Raw genomic sequence first — 17009 nt, 5'->3', positions numbered from 1 at the left:
TCAATATTCACCCTGCTCCTTTATAATAGGAAATATTCTTTCAACCTCGTCCGCATCCTGTAATACTTCGAAAAGCCTGTATTTAATAATCATTTCTTTGGCGTCGTTCCCTCGCCACCCGTCGGGACGGTACTCCAGTACAGTTTCGTGAACTTTCATGGCTAAATTGGTATCTTCACCCAAGTTATTATAAAGCACCCTTTTGGCCGGAGTATTTAGCACTTCCGGTGTGCTCTCGCCTTTACCCTGCTGTACTTTTTTCGCCAGTTCGGCAATCTTCTTTAGATATTCTTTGTAACTGATGGCTTTTTCTTTGCGCTCTTTGATAATTGTATTTAGCAGCACCGACATCTCTTCATAAAATGCCGGGTCAATCAAATGCTCCTTAATAATCTTGCTTCTGATGTTATTTTCTATGGTCTCGGCTACCGCTTCTTTATTGTTTTTAATGCCCTTTGGTAAGCTACCGATAGCCGCTGCAATGCCTGTATTTACTATCAGTTCAATTAATGACATATCACCAAAGACGGATATGTTTTGCGGATCGTCGGCCTGTATGTAATTGTCGATTAAATGACGCATATCTGCTTCATAGGTTTTCAGGTCGAGGGTTTCGCCGCTGGCCCTGCGTATCTCTTCCCGCAGTTTTAAGTAATGATCCAACCGCTCTTTAGTATACTTAATTTCCGATTCTGTGTAACCCGCTGCCTCCAGGCCATCGGCAATGTTGGCATAGGCCCGGATAAAGGCGACCGTCCCTTTGTACAACGCTGTCCTCTGTACTTCCTTAGCCTTTAATTCCTCGGGAACCTCGGTATTACCGCAGAAGTAACGGATGTGTTCCAAGGTTCCTTTGGGCGGTTCCACCGGTTCACAGAGCAGTTCAAGCTGTTCAATGGCTTCATCAAGACGCTGGCGGCCTTTTTTAATTCTATCTTGCAGTAAAACATCGCATTCGGTTTTTTCAAAATTATCGCAGTCCAGTTCCGAAGTATAAACAGCCACTGCATTTTCAACCTTCTTAAAAAGGTCTTTGTAGTCCACAATGTAGCCAAACTGTTTGTCCTCTGCATCCAACCTGTTTACCCGGCAGATGGCCTGAAACAAACCGTGGTCCTGCATTGATTTATCGATGTAAAGATAAGTACAGCTGGGGGCATCAAAACCGGTTAACAATTTATCCACCACTATTAAAAGACGCATTTTGGCCGGTTCTTTTACGAACTTCTCTTTTACCCGGTCTTCATAGGTTTCTGTTTTTGACTTACCTGGCTTGGCGGATACGTCCTTTAGTAGCTCAACATAAGTGTTATAGATGTACTCCTTGGCGGTTTCAGTGTTGGCACCGGTATCCTCGGTGGTAATGTCCCGGGTGTTTGGATTATATGAAGTAACCACCGCACACTTGCCCTTTAAGTGGGTGCTCTGAAATAGCTCATAATAGCGGCAGGCCTCATAAATACTGGATGCCACCAGAATAGCATTACCCCTTTCCGATTTAAGCTGCGGTTTTACATTAAAATCGAAAATTATGTCATTGACCACTTTATCCATGCGGGATTTTGAACTTAAAACCTTTTGCATGGTACCCCATTTTTTGCGGAGTTCTGCCTTTTGGAAGTCGTTCAACCCTTTTGTTTTGCTGTTAAACCAATCGTCAATACGTTTGGGTGAAGTTATCCGCTGGTCAATATCACGGGCCTCGTAAACCAAATCCAGCACCACTTTATCCTCAACGGCTTCATTAAACTTATATGTATGGATATATTTCCCAAATACCTCTAGGCTGGTTTGTTTGTCTTTCTTCAATAACGGTGTGCCGGTAAAGCCAATAAATACCGCATTGGGCAGCATGGCCTTCATTGTCCGGTGTAATTTCCCGCTCTGGGTGCGGTGGTACTCGTCCACAAAAACAAACAGCTCACCCACTGCTTGGGAGGGTTGGCTTGCCAATTCCTTGATAAATTCTTCAAAGTTACCTACATCTTTTTTGCCGAATTTATGCACCAGGGAACAGAGCAACCGGGGAGTGGCCCGGGAAAGTTGGGCCATCAAATCCCTACCGCTAGATGTTCGTTTTATTGGTTCCCCGGCGTCATTAAACACCCGTTCAATCTGTTTATCCAGTTCGTCCCGGTCGGTGATTACCGCAACCCGGGCATTGGGGTTGTTTTCCAATATCCACTTGGCCAAAAGCACCATAACAATGCTCTTGCCGCTCCCCTGGGTATGCCAGATAATACCACCTTCACGCTTGCGGATATGTTTTTGGACAGCCTTAATGCCAAAGTATTGGTGCACCCTGGGTAGTTTTTTAATGCCTCCGTCAAAGAGTACAAAATCATGCATAAGCTCAGTAATGCGCTTTTTATTGCACATCTTGATTAAATATTTATCCAGCTGCAAAAGACTATTGTCTTTTATATCCTCTTTCCACCGGAGAAAAAACTTTTCCGGTGTGCCAACGGTGCCGTAACGCAAACCTTCACTGTCATTGCCGGCAAAGATAAACTGGATGGTGGAAAAAAACTGCCCGATAAACTCTTTCTTTTGATTAACGATACTCTGGCGGATGCCATCTCCAATGGATACCGTGCTGCGTTTTAGCTCAATGACACCGATGGCAATGCCGTTGACATAAAGTACAATGTCCGGGCGTTTGTCCTTCTGCCCGTGGACCGTTACCTCTTCGGCAATGGCAAAGTGATTCTTTGACGGGTGCTGCCAGTCAATGAGATGCACCGTCTCATAATTTTTGCCCACTTCAGCCTTTACCTGCACACCATAGCGCAGTAGTTTATATAATTCTTTATTGTTGATGTAAAGGCTTTCGTTGTGGTTGTTGGCAGTTACCCGCAGTTGATGCAGCGCCTTGGTAATGAGGGTTTTATTGTAGCCTTTTTTCTTGAGATATTTGGTTAATAACCCTTCCTCAATATTGCTGTTGTCCTGGCGCTCTTCCCAGTTGCCAAGGTAGGTGTATTTCAGTTGGTCGATAAAGAGTTTGACAACCCGGTTTTGAGTTTTTCGTTCCACTTGTCCTACATTACCCATACCAGTCTAATCCTCCCGGTTAAGAGGTTTTGCATCATGCCCTGTTTGATTTGTTTGTATTTGACAAGCTTGGCTTCAAGGGCAGCTATTTCCGCATCCATGTCGGAAAGGATGGTGGCGATGCGGGTTTGTTCGGCAATTGGCGGTATAACTAACTCAAGATTTCTAAGCTCGTTTAGTCCAATTCTTTTTCTAGTTGACCCAGTACTTGCATTTTCGGCTAACATTCTAAATATTGGTGAATTTATATATGTGTAAATAAAATATGGATGATTAACTTTTTTATCCACTGATAGCCGGATACCATCCGAACACATTAAATAACGGTGATGAAAATCTGGAACTATACAGGCTCTAGCAACGGGATCGCCCATTTTTGAAAGAATAATATCACCTGGGTATATATTGCAGCTGATAAGCTCATCAGCCTTATTTTCCGAAGTAAATATTGCATAGTCATTGATAAAACGACCGTCACCTATATTTTGTAACTGAATTATCCTAATACCATCCTCTGTATAGTCTGAAGACTTTAAATTGGAACCAAAAGGCCCACCTGTAAAACTCCATTTTTTATTGTTATCTGCTACCTCTCCAAACTTCTTCTTCACCCAATCCTTTTTGGGTTTGAGTAATTCCTGCATGGCACCCTGCTTAATGGCCCGTTTTTTAGCGATGAGTTTTTCCAAAGACTGTATTAGCGCATCAGCATCACTTAAGGCATCGGCAATGGCTGTTTGTTCAGAAGTGGTTGGAGGAAGGGGGATTTTAAGTTTAGCAATTTCTCCAGTGTTTATTACTCCTTGTGTCGAACCCGCTGTAACCGTCAGTACTTGGTTTTTAACTGTGTAAGAATTAATAATATATACTGCAAATATACTATTTACTCTCTTAATATCAGTTCTGATTATAACAATATTCAAGGTATTGGCTTCATTAATAGAATTGGGTACCATAACAGCATTACCAGAACTACCATGGCGCGCAATCAAAATATCCCCAGCAAATACTTGCGATTTTTTATTACTCTCTTGTTACGTACTTTGAACCGGATAGTACAAGTCCATTTTCTTGTAAGTTACCAGTTCTTACAAGTAATACACCACTTCCTTCATTAGTGAAATAAGGCTCACATACACCTACAAACCCTACGTTAAGCTTAACACAAATGTCCGATAGACTTCTAACTTCCCAATCCTCCGGTATCACCCCCACCTCGGTCTGCTTGTACCCCTTTTTTACTTCCATGCAAACCCCATCCTTTCGAGGTGAGCGGTGACTTTCTGTTCCAACTCTTTTACTTCATCATTCATAACCGGCAGCGGTGTTTCATACCGTTCCGCCAGTTCCTTTATCCGCTGAGCCAACCGCTGGCTGATTCTATCGAGTTCCGTTTTGATGTTCTTTTCAATGGCAGCCATCCATTTATCATCCACCACCAGGGTTTTGATTTCCTTCTCAGTAAGGGTTGGGTATTTGGCATATAGCTTTTCATCCAGTTCGGCTTTAGCCTCTTTAATCTTCTTATTAACATCCGCCTGTTTGCTGACTAAGTCGAGGTAGGTTTTTAATACCTTGATTTCTTCCTTGGCATCTTTATCCCCCTTGATCTCTTTCAAGCGGGCCTGTACATTACTTTTGTTTACCTTTTCCAGTTCGGCAAAGCAGCCTTCCTCACCGCTGTGCTCTTCTTCCAATTCTGCAAGCTGCCCGGCAATGGTTTCTTTTTCCGCTTCCAGCGCTTCAACCGCTTCTTTTTCATTATAAAAGTAGCGGTTGATCACCAGTTCCTTGGGTATCAGGTCGCAGTCCCAACCCTTGTCCACTGTTTTATTCTGCTTGTTTTTTACCAGTATGCGGTAGGTTTCTGCTTTCCAGCCACCGGCGGAGATTAGGTAGCAATCATCCTGCATCACTTCGGCCCAGTAATCCATTAAATGCTGGTAGACATCATATTTTGACACAAGGGTTTGGTCCGCATATTGGGCCAGCAAGTTCCCAGAGAACTCAAATATAATTTCTTTGGGTTTTAGCCCGGGCCGCATTTCCTTAAGGGTTTGGGTGCTTTTGTTTTTCCACCGGGAAAACAGCTCGTTCATCTTTGCCGTATAGGCCATAAATTCCGGGTGTTCAAATATCGTTTGCTTAACTGCATCCTGTTTTACTTTTAAGGAGGAGCACTTTTCCCGGGGGCCTTTTTTGAACAGTGTCTTTCTGAGTTTAGGGTAAACTTCCCAGTAGTCATTTAGCGCATCAATATCGGCATTGGGTATACCGCCCAACAGATGTGCTTCGATATCCTGAATATCTTCAGCCTCCTGGCTGTCGATGTAGCGGGGGATATTCAGGTTGTATTCGTTCTCTTCAATCTCTTTGAAAGGTACCATCCGGGAATACTTTTCTATCTCCAGTTGTTTATTAAACACATCCACAATCTTATGTATATCCATGCTGCGCAGGCGGTTTTTATTGCCATCTTTCATAAAACCCCTGCTGGCATCAATCATAAAAATACCTTTACGGCCGGAAGCGTTCTCCTTATCAAGTACAATTATACAGGCGGGAATACCGGTGCCATAAAAAAGGTTGGCGGGCAGTCCGATGATTCCTTTGATATATCCTCTTTTAATGATGTTCTTTCTTATCTCGGCCTCGGCATTACCCCTGAATAATACACCGTGGGGCAAAATGCAGGCCCCTTTCCCTTTACCGCTTTTTAGCGAGCGAATTATGTGCAGCAGGTAGGCATAGTCACCATTTTTGGCCGGTGGTATACCAAAGCCTTCAAATCTTCCATATACATCATTGTTAGTAACTAATCCATTACCCCAACGCTTATCACTGAAGGGCGGATTGGCAACCACGTAGTCAAATTGTTTAAGATCATCATTTTTATTTAAAAATCGAGGAGTGGTTAGGGTGTTTCCCTGCTCGATTTCGGCCGAAGGATTATCGTGTAGAATCATATTCATGCGGGCCAAGACCGCCGTGGTGGAGTCCTTTTCTTGGCCATAAAGTGAAATATTTTTTTCTGCTTCATCAGCTACTTTTAAAAGTAATGAACCGGAACCACAGGTTGGGTCGTACGCAGTGGTGGATGCAGTGCTATTTGAACTGTTTATGCCAATAATTTTGGCAATAACCCTGCTGACCTCCGCCGGGGTATAGAACTGTCCTTTGCTCTTGCCGCTTTCGGTGGCAAAGTGGCGCATTAAATATTCATAGGCATCGCCCAGAATATCATCACCATCGGCACGGTTTTTACTAAAATCAAGTTCTTTGCGCTCAAATATTGCAACTAAGTTGGTCAGTCGATCAACCATTTCCTTGCCGCTGCCAAGTTTTGTTACATCATTAAAGTCTGGCATGCCCGACAGTTTATTGGCGTTGGCAATGGGTTCGATTATTTTTTTGTTGATATCGTCACCAATGGTGGACTTACCTTTTAGTTCCACCATATCTTTAAAACTTGCACCCCTGGGTACGGTAATGGGGGAAAAGGGCTTGTCGGCATATTTGTCGCTGATATATTTGATAAAGAGCATTACCAGCACATAGTCTTTGTATTGGCCGGCATCCATGCCACCTCTTAGTTCATCACAGCTTGACCAAAGGGAACTGTATAATTCACTCTTCTTTATGGCCATAGTTCTATCTATCTCCTTGTATTAGCTATTTTTAAGTATAACCATAATTATAATGTAATTGACTAAGAATGGTAAGTAAAGAACAGCCTTTAATTCTAGCAATCAATAATATCCTCCTCTCTAATCCTGTATATACTGGTAATCTGGTTCACCATCGTTCTGAGTGCACTAAGCATTTAGGAAACTCAGAAGATTATAAAATCAGGAACGAAATAGCTCCAGATGAACAAATAATTGTTAAAAATACTCATCCTGCGATTATCCCCCAAGAAGGTTTTAATGCTGTTCAATATTTAATGAAGAAATTATCTACCACCCAAAAGGTTTATTTGAATTGGCAGCTGCCTCTTGTTCTGCATATTTCTTTCGCGCAAGCAGTTAATTCTATCTACTGTTGTTACCTTCTCAATCTCCTGTTTTAATTGTTCTTGGTATTGTTTTTTCCAAATTGAATAGAGCCATACCACATACTTTGCACAATGTCTTTTGTAAAAATGCCTTTGATAGGGGTATGTCAAATGGACCAGATAGCTTTCATGGCCCAACAAAGCAACCTGAATTTACCAATTAAGGGGGAACGTGGAACATGAAAGGGTGTGCGTGATGCCGTTATCTTATTTTTTTAATCATTTTTAAACCCATATTGCTTTTTTTGCATAAAAACACTTAGACTTTTCGTATCCTCCCGAATTATATATCGTCGGATGGAACCTGTTATAACATCTGCTAATTGTAGAGCCTTATCCTGTTCAAAGGAAACATGGGTAAGGTTTATTTTTATGTCTGGATAGGTTTGAATTATTTTTTTATATAACTGATCCTTAAAAACTTTTTCACCATATTGATCAAAAAATACATCAAAACAAATATCTATTGCATTAGCCCCCGTGCTGGTAATTATGCCCTTAAGTAGTTCAATAGCCAAAATCATATATATTTCGGTTTGTTTTAAACCGGCTACATCATCTTCCAGCATATATACCGCAAAAATTTTTATATCTCTTGGCTTATATTGCTTACCAATTTAAACCGCGGTCTTCCAGGGGGGAGAAGGATGATTTATCAGCAGTTTTCTATTGACAGCAAAGCAGAGACCGTAGTATAGTGCATTACAGATGTAATGCACTATACTACCAGCAGGCGACGGGGAGGTGATCGTTTGCTGCTGGATACAGACAGTCTGAAGCCGATTTATGTCCAGATTGCAAAATGGCTGGAAATGGAGATTCTAAACGGCAACATCGCGAGCGATGAAAAAATGTATTCCCAAGAAGTGATTTTTTTTGCAATATACTTTTCATATATGTTTCACGTTAAATATGGTGAATCATAATTAGGACTTGCTGAACCAAACAAAAACCCAATAAAATCAAGGATTTAGGAGCATATTTGTCGAAATAAGATGCATGGAAAATGCGGTAAAGATTGCAAAAACCGTGCACCTGGAGGCAAAAAATATGTTCCGTAAAGTGGAAAACCAATATTATCTTGAAGAATTTATATTGCCTTTTGAAGGCAAATTAAGAGCTGATAACCGCTGGGTAAAACTAGCTAAAATTATCCCCTGGGAAAGCATCGAAGAACGCTATGCCAATCTTTTTCCCAGCAACCGTGGACAGTTGGCTAAACCCGTCAGAATGGCCCTTGGTGCCTTAATCATTAAAGAGAAATGTGGCTATAGTGACCGTGAAACAGTGGAGCAGATCACTGAGAATCCGTACTTACAATACTTCATCGGTCTAAGGGAATACCATGATCGGCCACCATTTGATTCTTCACTAATGGTCCACTTTCGTAAGCGTTTTGGCTCTGAAACCCTAAAAGATATCAACGAAGAAATCTGTCGTGCCGCCAAGAAAGCGGAAGAGCAAAAGAAGGACGATGACAACAAGCCTAAACCACCTTCAGGTGGCAAAAAAACGCACGCGAAAGAACCAAATAGCCCAAAAAGCAAAGCCTCTTCTTTTGAGGTATATCCGGCAAACAAAGGCAAACTCATCTTGGATGCCACCTGCGCCCCGGCAGACATACGCTACCCCACTGACTTATCCTTGCTTAACGAAGCTAGGGAGAAGTTGGATAACATTATCGATCTCGTGCACAAGACTCTTGGTAAGCCAGGTAGAAGACCACGTACTTATCGTCAAATAGCTCGTAAAGCCTACCTTAACATTGTTCACAACAGAAAGCCTGGTAAAAAAGCTATCCGAAAAGCCATCGGCAAGCAGCTGCGCTATGTGAGGCGCAACCTAAGTGCTGTAGACCGCCTACTAGCTATGGCCGGTGATAGTCATGGTCTGAGTCAGAAACAACAGGATACATTGCGCACCATACGTATGGTCTATGAACAACAACTCCATATGTATACCTACCGCAAACACAAGATAAATGATCGCATTGTAAGCATCAGCCAGCCGCATGTGCGTCCCATTGTCCGAGGTAAGGCCACGGCTGATGTCGAGTTCGGCGCGAAAGTCGCTATCAGTATGGTAGATGGCTACGCCTTCGTGGAAACGCTGAGTTGGGATGCCTTCAATGAAGGAGTAACCTTGCAAGAATCGGTGGAATATTACCGCCAAAAGTACGGGTACTACCCTGAAGCCGTTCAGGCAGACAAAATATACCGGAATAGGGAAAACCTGCGCTTCTGCGATAGATATAACATACGGCTCAGTGGACCACGGCTAGGAAGACCACTGATTGATAAAGTACTACAGAGAGAACAGAGACGCATAGAACGGCAAGATGCCAGCGAACGCAATGCTGTAGAAGCGAAATTCGGAGAAGGCAAGCGTCGCTATGGATTGGCACGTATTATGGCACGTCTAAAAGAGACCGCCGAAAGCGTGATCTGCCTGCAGTTCCTAGTAATGAATTTGGAACGTAGGCTCCGTGTTCTTTTGTTCTTTTTTATGCGGCGTCTGTTTCGGTATAATCTGGGTTTTCAAGAACCGTTATTATACTGTTTTAATTAAAATAAGTTCGGTTCAGCAAGCCCTAATTAGTTCCGAAGTTTCTAAAATAAAAATGTGTTTTCGTACTTCTTCTAAATGTCAACTGACTTATAATAATTCCAGAGAAAGTTTTTTGATTTTTATCCTTTCTCAATATCTCTTTTTTTTTCATTCCCAGCTCTATAAGCTTATCTACATAATCGATCATAAAAAGCGGGATATTTAATAAGTTTCCGTCTTGTTTCAGATTCCTAAGTGAAAATCTTAACCGTATTTTTGTTTCAGCTTCATATTTTTGCCCATACAACGTGAGACTTCTGCTGTTAATATTCTGATCAGCTTTTACCTCAATTGGAATAATATCATTCCCACGTTGGATGATGAAATCGACTTCTGCCTGTCCTCCTGATGTCCAGTATCTCGGTACTGCCTCGTATTTCGCTGCTAAACCTTGTAATACAAAGTTTTCGGTCAATGCGCCTTTAAATTCAGTAAACAGACGGGCACCTTCATTAAATGCAATAGGGTCAAGGAGTGCCAATCTACGCAACAGTCCAGTATCTACGGCATATAATTTAAAAGCTTTCAGGTCATCATAAGCAGACATGGGAAGCCCGGGTTTTGCACTTCTATATATCTTGTATGCCATACCTGCATTGCACAGCCAGGTCAATGCATCTTCATATTCTCTCGCCCTTGCACCTTCTTTTACTGCACTATATAAGAATTTCTTGTTTTCTCTGGCGAGTTGTGAAGGAATGGAATTCCATATCAACCCCAGCTTTGCAATATCTTTTATTTCGGCATGTTTAGAAAAATCAAGTTCATATGCATTTAAAATATTTTTTAATGTGGTTTGAACAAGTCCTGTATCCCTTTCTTCCGTCCAGGAGCGAACAGCTTCGGGCATACCCCCCGTTATAAAATACATTTTAAGCTTCTCTTGCAATGGATTAAAAAATATTTCGGGTATCGGTTCAATTACATCAATACTTTCCATATAATCCACTAAATTTTCGTCACCATTGGCGATTAAAAATTCAGTAAAGCTCATTGGATTGATAGTCATAAAGTCAACTTTACCTACAGGAAATGATGAAGGCTTGGACAGGGTAATTCCTAAAAGCGAACCTGCACAGGCTATATGATACTCCGGCGCTTTCTCGCAGAAATACTTTAGTGTATTGAGTGCCTTGTTGCACTCCTGTATCTCATCAAATATAATTAAGGTTTTTTCCGTCAAAATTGGTGAGCCATTCACCATCGTTAAGTTTTGTAAAATTCTTTTCACATCTTTGGTCGTTTCAAAAAAAGATACTAATTCTTCCTGCTCATCAAAGTTAAAGTAAGCAATGTTATCATAGTATCGTCTACCGAATTCGTTTAATATCCACGTTTTCCCAACCTGGCGAACTCCTTTTAACATCAACGGTTTCCTGTATCTTGATTGTTTCCATTGCAACAAATCATCTAAAATTAATCTCTCCAAAACAATCACTTCCCATTATTAAATCTAATTTATGTGATTTTTATCACATAAATTAGATTTAATAATACAACAAAAAGTAAATATATTCAAGCAAATTAGCTTGTTTTTGTTATATATTATCTGACATTAATCATCACCAACTCTCTGGCCGATTCTATAACCAGTACGTTTCAATGGTCACATGTTGCCGTTAACGCTGCTTTATTTTTTTATCAACGGGAGATCAAGAGGACCTTTGTATAAAGGCACGTAGCACCGAACCGCTAATGCTCGGGAGGTTTTGGTCCTAGCTTGGCGCCGCACTTACCCTTCTTAAAAGCCTGCCTTTCCCGGGAAAAACGGTACTTAATCAATACTTTACTGTTATCCCAAATATTTTTCAAATCATGGTCCATTAAATAACCTTAATCCCTCGGTCAAAACCGCAGTTTTCCAGGGGAGAGAAATATGATTTATCAGCATTTTTCTATTGACAGCAAAGCAGAGACCGTAGTATAGTGCATTACAGATGTAATGCACTATACTACCAAGGCGACGGGGAGGTGATCGTTTGCTGCTGGATACAGACAGTCTGAAGCCAATTTATGTCCAGATTGCAGAATGGCTGGAAACGGAGATTCTAAACGGCAACATCGCGGGCGATGAAAAAATGTATTCCCAGTACCAATTAGCGGACATGTTCAACATCAACCCGGCCACCGCTGCCAAAGGGTTGAACATTCTGGCCAACGAAAAACTCTTGTACAAGAAAAGGGGGCTTGGCATGTTTGTGTCTTCCCACGCCAGAGCAGCCATTCGCAGCAAACGAATAAACCGCAACCTAAAGCAACTGGTATTGGAGTTGGTCGCCGAAGCAAAGCGCCTGGACGTTGATGAAGACGAATTAATCAGTATGATAAGAACGACCGACCTTCAGGCGCAACGGAGGAGGGATCATGAATGAATGTCGTTGAGTGCAGCGGGCTGACAAAAGCATTTGGGCGAACCACGGCGGTCAATAACCTGTCTTTTACGCTGAGACCCAATACGATCACAGGGCTCATCGGACGAAACGGCGCCGGGAAAACAACGCTGCTGAAGATGATTGCCGGATACCTGCTCCCTAATGCAGGCAGTATTCAGGTTTTCTCGGAAAACCCATTTAACAATATCAAGGTTTCCGCCAACATGATTTTTGTGGATGAAAACATGGTCTTACCGGCGTCAATGAATCTCGGCGAAATTCTGGAATCCGCGGGCCGCTTCTATGCGCATTGGGACCATAAACTAGCCGTGGGGCTGTTCGCATACTTCAATCTGCATTCCGGACAATACCACAGCAAGCTTTCCAAAGGCATGCGCAGCGCGTTTAATGCGATTCTCGGCCTCGCCGCCCGCTGTCCGCTGACCATCTTTGATGAACCAACCACCGGCATGGACGCGGCGGTGCGGAAAGATTTTTACCGGGCACTGTTAAAAGACTTCATGCAACACCCGCGTACCGTCATTCTATCCAGTCACTTATTAAATGAAATCAACGACATTTTAGATGATCTTTTACTGATCAAAGACGGCGAAAAATGCCTACATATGCCTATCGATGAGTTGAAAGAATACGCCGTCGGACTGCAGGGCAAAGAAGAAACTATTGTGGAGATGGCCGGAAAAGCCGAGGTCTTCCACCGTAAAAAGCTGGGGAAGGACAGCGTGTATCTGGCCGTCCGCAACCAATTTGCAGAAGAGGAACTGCAAAAGGCCCGCCTCGAAGGCGTGGCAGTTTCACCGGTGGGCACCGACGATCTCTGTGTGTACCTGACGGCGCGGAACAAAGGAGGGATTGATGATGTCTTTGACCGAAACTAGCGCACTGACCGTAGTGAAAACGCAGTATCACTACAAAACAAAAGCCCACGCGGGCCTGTTCTTCACCTTGATTGCGGTGCAGTTGCTGGCGTTTCTCCTCTCCCTTAATGGCGTGGGCGGCTCCTCGGGAGGTAGCAGTCAGGGCATATTTTACACCATAAAATATATCACCGGCGATATGATCATTGTCTTTACTTTAATCTGGGCTTTTAGTATCGGAATCAGTATGGCTAACAACGGGTTCAAAACGGACTTCACCTTTGTCTCAAACAGACTGAGCAGCCACCTTTCCAGCCTGGCCTTTCTGCTCACCGCCGCCGTCATCGGCGGGGTTACCGCCACATTATGCGGCCTACTGTTGCGTGTGGTCTTGTTTTTTTCCCATGGCGGCGTGGATGCCGGTCCCGCCTTTTGGATTGCGCCGTCTGCTTTGCTGAGCGGCATCTTCGCCGCCACCCTCTATGCAGCGCTTCTCAGCATCATCGGCTATTCTGTCGGCATGCTGACGCAACGGCACCCTGCTTTTGTTGTGCTGCTACCGGGTCTGTTTTTTGGCACATTGTTTGTGGAGGCCCGAAGCACCGGCGAGGCCCACACACTGATCAGCGCCATTGAATGGTTTTCCACAGAGAGTTCCCACGCGCTCCTCGCCCTGAAAGTTGTCCTTGTATCGGCCATTATTTTTGGATGTGTAATTCTGTTGTTCAATAGAATGGAGGTCAGGAAATGGCAATGATGGCTTCGTTGATAACCCTGCTGTTCCTTTTGCTGATTATCATTGCGTTTGTTGCCTTCAGCAAAGTCCGCATTTCCCCGGGTAAGACCCGCCTGGTGGTCGGCTTTTATATGGCCCTTTTATTTGTCTCCGTCCCTGTGTTTTACGCGATTGCGAAACCTGGTGCGCCAGAGCCGGTCGAAGTCGTTGAGATCGGGCCGGGACAGTATTCTTATCATGACCCCCAGCTCAATGCGTTTTACGATGCGCTCCATGAGGGCCGGTTAAGCAAGTACGAAGGCGCCGAGATCATTGCCCGGTGGAATTTTGATTATCAGGAAGAACACCTGAAAATAACGGCCCCGGATTATGAACGGTATTCTACTCTCATTGCCGTGGAGAGAAAAGATGTCCACGACGGCAAGCTGGAAGTATTAAGCTACGCGCCAAAATCACCAGACCGTTTAACGCTGGCTAATCCGCCGGATATTCGGCTGAAAGGTAATCAGTTAGAAATAATTCAGCCGGAAAGGATTCATCTGGAGGCGGTCCGGTTTTATCATGACTTCACCATGGCTCAGTTTACCGGGATGGGTTTTTCGACCACGAGAACGGACCACTTTTTTCTTGACGATACGCTTCTCTATCTGCGAATACCGGAAGACCTTCAGATTGATACGGACGAAAGCACGGAACACAATATTCATTTTATAAACGAGTAATCCAGATTTCGGGACACCATACTTAATTGTTTACTTTTAATTTCGGATTTTTCAGCAGCATTGTAAAACAAGCCACGTAACCTGGAACGGTTCGCCAGGGAAAGGAAGCGGTATGGCAGCCTGATAACGGTTCTAATCCTCCAGGCTCTGGTCCAAATGGCATTAACCGATATCAAACAAGCTATCCCCTATGTTGAGGAAGCTGTCAAACTTGCCGCCCCGGAAGGTTATTTCCGCACCTTCCTGGATGAAGGCCCGGATGTCGCTCTGTTACTTCGGGAAGTGCGTTACTTGTCACCGGTTTTCGTGGATCATCTGTTAAAAGCATTTGATTACTGCAAATCTGATCAAACTACTCCACCACCGGAACAAAGCAATGCTGGTTACCCGGGAGTTGGACCAATTGAGCCGTTAAGCGAGCGCGAACTGGAAATAATGGCGCTAATAGCCGCAAGCTTATCCAATGCCGATATTGCTCGAAAGCTGCACATCACTGTGGGCACGGTCAAGTGGCACGCAAATAATATTTATTCAAAGCTGAATGTTAAAACCGCACCCAGGCAACAGCCAAAGCGCGGGAAGAAATCCTATAGCACCGACCATGGTTTGGTAACATAACACTATGGTCGTTGGGGCTATGTCGAGAAAAAAACTATTCAATAGCTGAAATTTATATAATTCGAGGTTTGATTATGATTAATTCTCTTTTGGCAACAAAACTCTAATGTTCAATGATACTTAATTCTGTCATAGGGAAGTGTCGTACGTTTTTCGTAACTAAGGTAAGGGAATGTTCGATAGCAGTAGTGGCAATCAGGGTGTCAGATATGCTAAGGGAAATTCCTTTTCTCTTAAAATCCCGCCTATACAAGCCTGCCCTTTTTGCTGTCCTATATTCAACAGGATAGTAATTCATTGCTTCAACAAACTCTTCAACCTTGGACAGCTCTTCAGGGCGAACACCTGAAAAAATTTCTGCCACCACTATTGAGCATACACATAGAGATCCTTCTTGTAACAATTGATCAAGGAAATCTATGGCCTCTTGCCGTCCCCGAAACAAATCTATAAGAATGGTTGTATCCAAAAGAAAGCCGTTATTATTCGCCAAAGAGATCTCTCCTCCTGGCTTCAGATTCTTCTCTCATCTTTCGCACCCAGTTCGAAGCGTCTTCCGATGTTTTTAGTTCAGGATAATCCTTCTCGTTAAAAATACCCGCCACATTACGAATAACCTTCCTTTGTTTTAACCTGTGTAATTCTTTACGTGTAGCATCAATAATGAACTTACTTCTATTACCATCACCAACATATTTATCTAGTTCAGTTAAAAGATCGGTAGGAAATCTAATAGGTGTCAATTTAGTTTCCATCATTTATCTCCTCCTGTATATACATATTTTATAGTTAGTATATACATAACTTGAAACTATAGCAAGCGAAAAAACATGCTGAATCTACCCTTACCAACAAACGCGTCATGTTAGGTATCACTTTTTCTAATTCTCAACCTGTCCTCAATAAAACATATCAGGAAAAAGAAAGAACCATGGGGCGGTAATAATACCCATTGCAAAACCCAGCCTTTTTGCAATGCTCTCTTTCATTAGCTTTTTTGACTGATAATAATTGAATAATCCGATTAGTAAAGCTGCTGCAAATATTGACACTGCAAAGCGTTTCCACTGCCCCTACAGATAACGCTCCCCTTGGAACTGCCGAACTGGAAACCAATTCCTTTGCTTCCGAGGTCAGCTTGAGAATTTGTTCGGCATAAGGCAACAGCTTTTCCCCGTCTTTGGTTAGTACGACCTGCCGGCCCAGCCTTTCAAAAAGCTTTGTACTTAATTCATCTTCTAGGGAACCCACCTGCGCCGTTATACTGGACTGGGCATAGTCAAGCAATTCCGCCGCCCGGGTAAAACTGTACAGCTTTGCTACCGCAACAAAAGCTTTTAACTGACGTATTTCCATTTCCCCGACCTTCTTCTATCCTATTAATAAAAGCGATTAGTATTATCGGAAGCTTCGTATGCAACAACTTTACCATAATGATACAATTAATCAAACAGTTGACGTAAATAAAAAACATTTCGTAAAAGAAATAAAAAAACACAGGAAAGGAGAAATTCTACATGTCTAAAATGATCGCTTATTGCGGGCTTGTCTGCTCTAACTGCCCATCGTTTTTGGCCACCAAAAACAATGATGACGCCGCCAGGGAAAAGACTTCGGCTTTGTTGGCTGAGAAGTTCGGGTTAGATGTGAAGCCCGAAGAGATCAACTGCGACGGATGTCTTACTGTAGGAGGAAGGTTGCTCGACTTTTGCCGGACTTGCGGGATCAGGCAGTGCTGCAGCGAAAGGGGCCTGGAAAACTGCGCTATTTGCGATGAACAGCCGTGCGAAAAACTTATCAACTTTCACGAGTTCTCACCGGATGCAAAGGCTTGCTTTGATGCACTGAAAAGGGAGATCGACTAATAACACATCCCCGCCCGTTCTTCGGCCCTTGCCTCAGGCCTGAACGGCGGGGATGTTTTCGGTTTTCGGGGATATGATGCTTATATGTTTTGCCTGCTTGCCC

At 43.1% G+C, this 17009-nt stretch carries 18 protein-coding genes; 9 read left to right on the top strand and 9 right to left on the bottom strand.

The window, feature by feature from the left end:
* The 4 genes from DESGI_RS01150 to DESGI_RS01135 are packed head-to-tail and all read right to left on the bottom strand — an operon-like array spanning window position 1 to window position 6701.
* Window positions 1–3054 (bottom strand): type I restriction endonuclease subunit R, encoded by a 3054-nt coding sequence (locus tag DESGI_RS01150; RefSeq protein ID WP_006522985.1) that lies wholly within the window; start codon window positions 3052–3054, stop codon window positions 1–3.
* Complete coding sequence (locus tag DESGI_RS22765; protein WP_006522986.1) at window positions 3042–4046, bottom strand: restriction endonuclease subunit S; 1005 nt, start codon at window positions 4044–4046, stop codon at window positions 3042–3044. Before DESGI_RS22765 ends, DESGI_RS01150 begins: the two co-directional genes overlap by 13 nt.
* Window positions 4047–4077: 31 nt before the next feature.
* Complete coding sequence (locus DESGI_RS01140; RefSeq protein WP_006522987.1) at window positions 4078–4302, bottom strand: restriction endonuclease subunit S domain-containing protein; 225 nt, start codon at window positions 4300–4302, stop codon at window positions 4078–4080.
* Window positions 4293–6701, bottom strand: a complete 2409-nt coding sequence (locus tag DESGI_RS01135) for a type I restriction-modification system subunit M (RefSeq protein WP_006522988.1) — start codon at window positions 6699–6701, stop codon at window positions 4293–4295. The genes DESGI_RS01140 and DESGI_RS01135 overlap by 10 nt, the downstream gene beginning before the upstream one ends.
* Before the next feature lie 68 nt (window positions 6702–6769).
* On the opposite strand from DESGI_RS01135, the gene DESGI_RS23495 reads away from it, so the two are divergent.
* Complete coding sequence (locus DESGI_RS23495) at window positions 6770–7123, top strand: recombinase family protein (protein WP_083939733.1); 354 nt, start codon at window positions 6770–6772, stop codon at window positions 7121–7123.
* Window positions 7124–7323: 200 nt separating this feature from the next.
* Here DESGI_RS23495 and DESGI_RS01130 read toward each other — a convergent pair whose 3' ends face one another.
* On the bottom strand, window positions 7324–7677 hold the full coding sequence (locus DESGI_RS01130; protein WP_006522989.1) for a hypothetical protein: 354 nt from the start codon (window positions 7675–7677) through the stop codon (window positions 7324–7326).
* A gap of 183 nt (window positions 7678–7860) precedes the next feature.
* On the opposite strand from DESGI_RS01130, the gene DESGI_RS26280 reads away from it, so the two are divergent.
* Entirely contained in the window at window positions 7861–8034 is a 174-nt protein-coding gene (locus DESGI_RS26280) for a GntR family transcriptional regulator (protein WP_006522990.1), read from the top strand.
* A gap of 124 nt (window positions 8035–8158) precedes the next feature.
* Window positions 8159–9676: an IS5 family transposase gene (locus tag DESGI_RS01125; protein WP_006522763.1), complete on the top strand. Its 1518-nt coding sequence runs from the start codon at window positions 8159–8161 to the stop codon at window positions 9674–9676.
* A 22-nt stretch (window positions 9677–9698) separates the two neighbouring features.
* Here DESGI_RS01125 and DESGI_RS01120 read toward each other — a convergent pair whose 3' ends face one another.
* The gene (locus DESGI_RS01120) at window positions 9699–11144 is read right to left on the bottom strand and encodes an ATP-binding protein (protein WP_015617892.1); all 1446 of its coding nucleotides are present in this window, start codon (window positions 11142–11144) and stop codon (window positions 9699–9701) included.
* A gap of 550 nt (window positions 11145–11694) precedes the next feature.
* Between DESGI_RS01120 and DESGI_RS01115 the strand changes: the two genes are divergently transcribed.
* From DESGI_RS01115 to DESGI_RS01090, 5 genes are all read left to right on the top strand, one after another.
* A complete protein-coding gene (locus DESGI_RS01115; protein WP_006523286.1) occupies window positions 11695–12087 on the top strand; it encodes a GntR family transcriptional regulator in 393 nt (130 codons plus the stop codon).
* Window positions 12084–12986, top strand: a complete 903-nt coding sequence (locus tag DESGI_RS01110) for an ABC transporter ATP-binding protein (protein ID WP_006523285.1) — start codon at window positions 12084–12086, stop codon at window positions 12984–12986. The genes DESGI_RS01115 and DESGI_RS01110 overlap by 4 nt, the downstream gene beginning before the upstream one ends.
* A complete protein-coding gene (locus DESGI_RS01105) occupies window positions 12973–13722 on the top strand; it encodes a hypothetical protein (protein ID WP_157872705.1) in 750 nt (249 codons plus the stop codon). Before DESGI_RS01110 ends, DESGI_RS01105 begins: the two co-directional genes overlap by 14 nt.
* The gene (locus DESGI_RS01100) at window positions 13713–14423 is read left to right on the top strand and encodes a hypothetical protein (protein ID WP_006523283.1); all 711 of its coding nucleotides are present in this window, start codon (window positions 13713–13715) and stop codon (window positions 14421–14423) included. The genes DESGI_RS01105 and DESGI_RS01100 overlap by 10 nt, the downstream gene beginning before the upstream one ends.
* Before the next feature lie 81 nt (window positions 14424–14504).
* Window positions 14505–15041, top strand: coding sequence for a helix-turn-helix domain-containing protein (locus DESGI_RS01090; RefSeq protein ID WP_281168106.1), 537 nt, complete (start codon window positions 14505–14507; stop codon window positions 15039–15041).
* A 103-nt stretch (window positions 15042–15144) separates the two neighbouring features.
* On the opposite strand, the gene DESGI_RS01085 is transcribed toward DESGI_RS01090, so the two are convergent.
* The 3 genes from DESGI_RS01085 to DESGI_RS01075 all read right to left on the bottom strand — a co-directional run bounded on the left by DESGI_RS01085 (window position 15145) and on the right by DESGI_RS01075 (window position 16397).
* Window positions 15145–15534: a type II toxin-antitoxin system VapC family toxin gene (locus DESGI_RS01085; RefSeq protein WP_006523280.1), complete on the bottom strand. Its 390-nt coding sequence runs from the start codon at window positions 15532–15534 to the stop codon at window positions 15145–15147.
* Window positions 15524–15799, bottom strand: a complete 276-nt coding sequence (locus DESGI_RS01080) for a CopG family ribbon-helix-helix protein (RefSeq protein WP_006523279.1) — start codon at window positions 15797–15799, stop codon at window positions 15524–15526. Before DESGI_RS01080 ends, DESGI_RS01085 begins: the two co-directional genes overlap by 11 nt.
* Window positions 15800–15953: 154 nt before the next feature.
* A complete protein-coding gene (locus DESGI_RS01075) occupies window positions 15954–16397 on the bottom strand; it encodes a LysR family transcriptional regulator (RefSeq protein ID WP_006523278.1) in 444 nt (147 codons plus the stop codon).
* Between the two features lie 161 nt (window positions 16398–16558).
* Between DESGI_RS01075 and DESGI_RS01070 the strand changes: the two genes are divergently transcribed.
* Complete coding sequence (locus tag DESGI_RS01070) at window positions 16559–16906, top strand: DUF3795 domain-containing protein (protein ID WP_006523277.1); 348 nt, start codon at window positions 16559–16561, stop codon at window positions 16904–16906.
* Window positions 16907–17009 lie beyond the last annotated feature (103 nt).

This window comes from Desulfoscipio gibsoniae DSM 7213, assembly GCF_000233715.2.
Classification (GTDB): domain Bacteria; phylum Bacillota; class Desulfotomaculia; order Desulfotomaculales; family Desulfallaceae; genus Sporotomaculum; species Sporotomaculum gibsoniae.
Note: the sequence above shows the minus strand (reverse complement) of the source record. Positions and strands in the feature narration are given on the sequence as shown.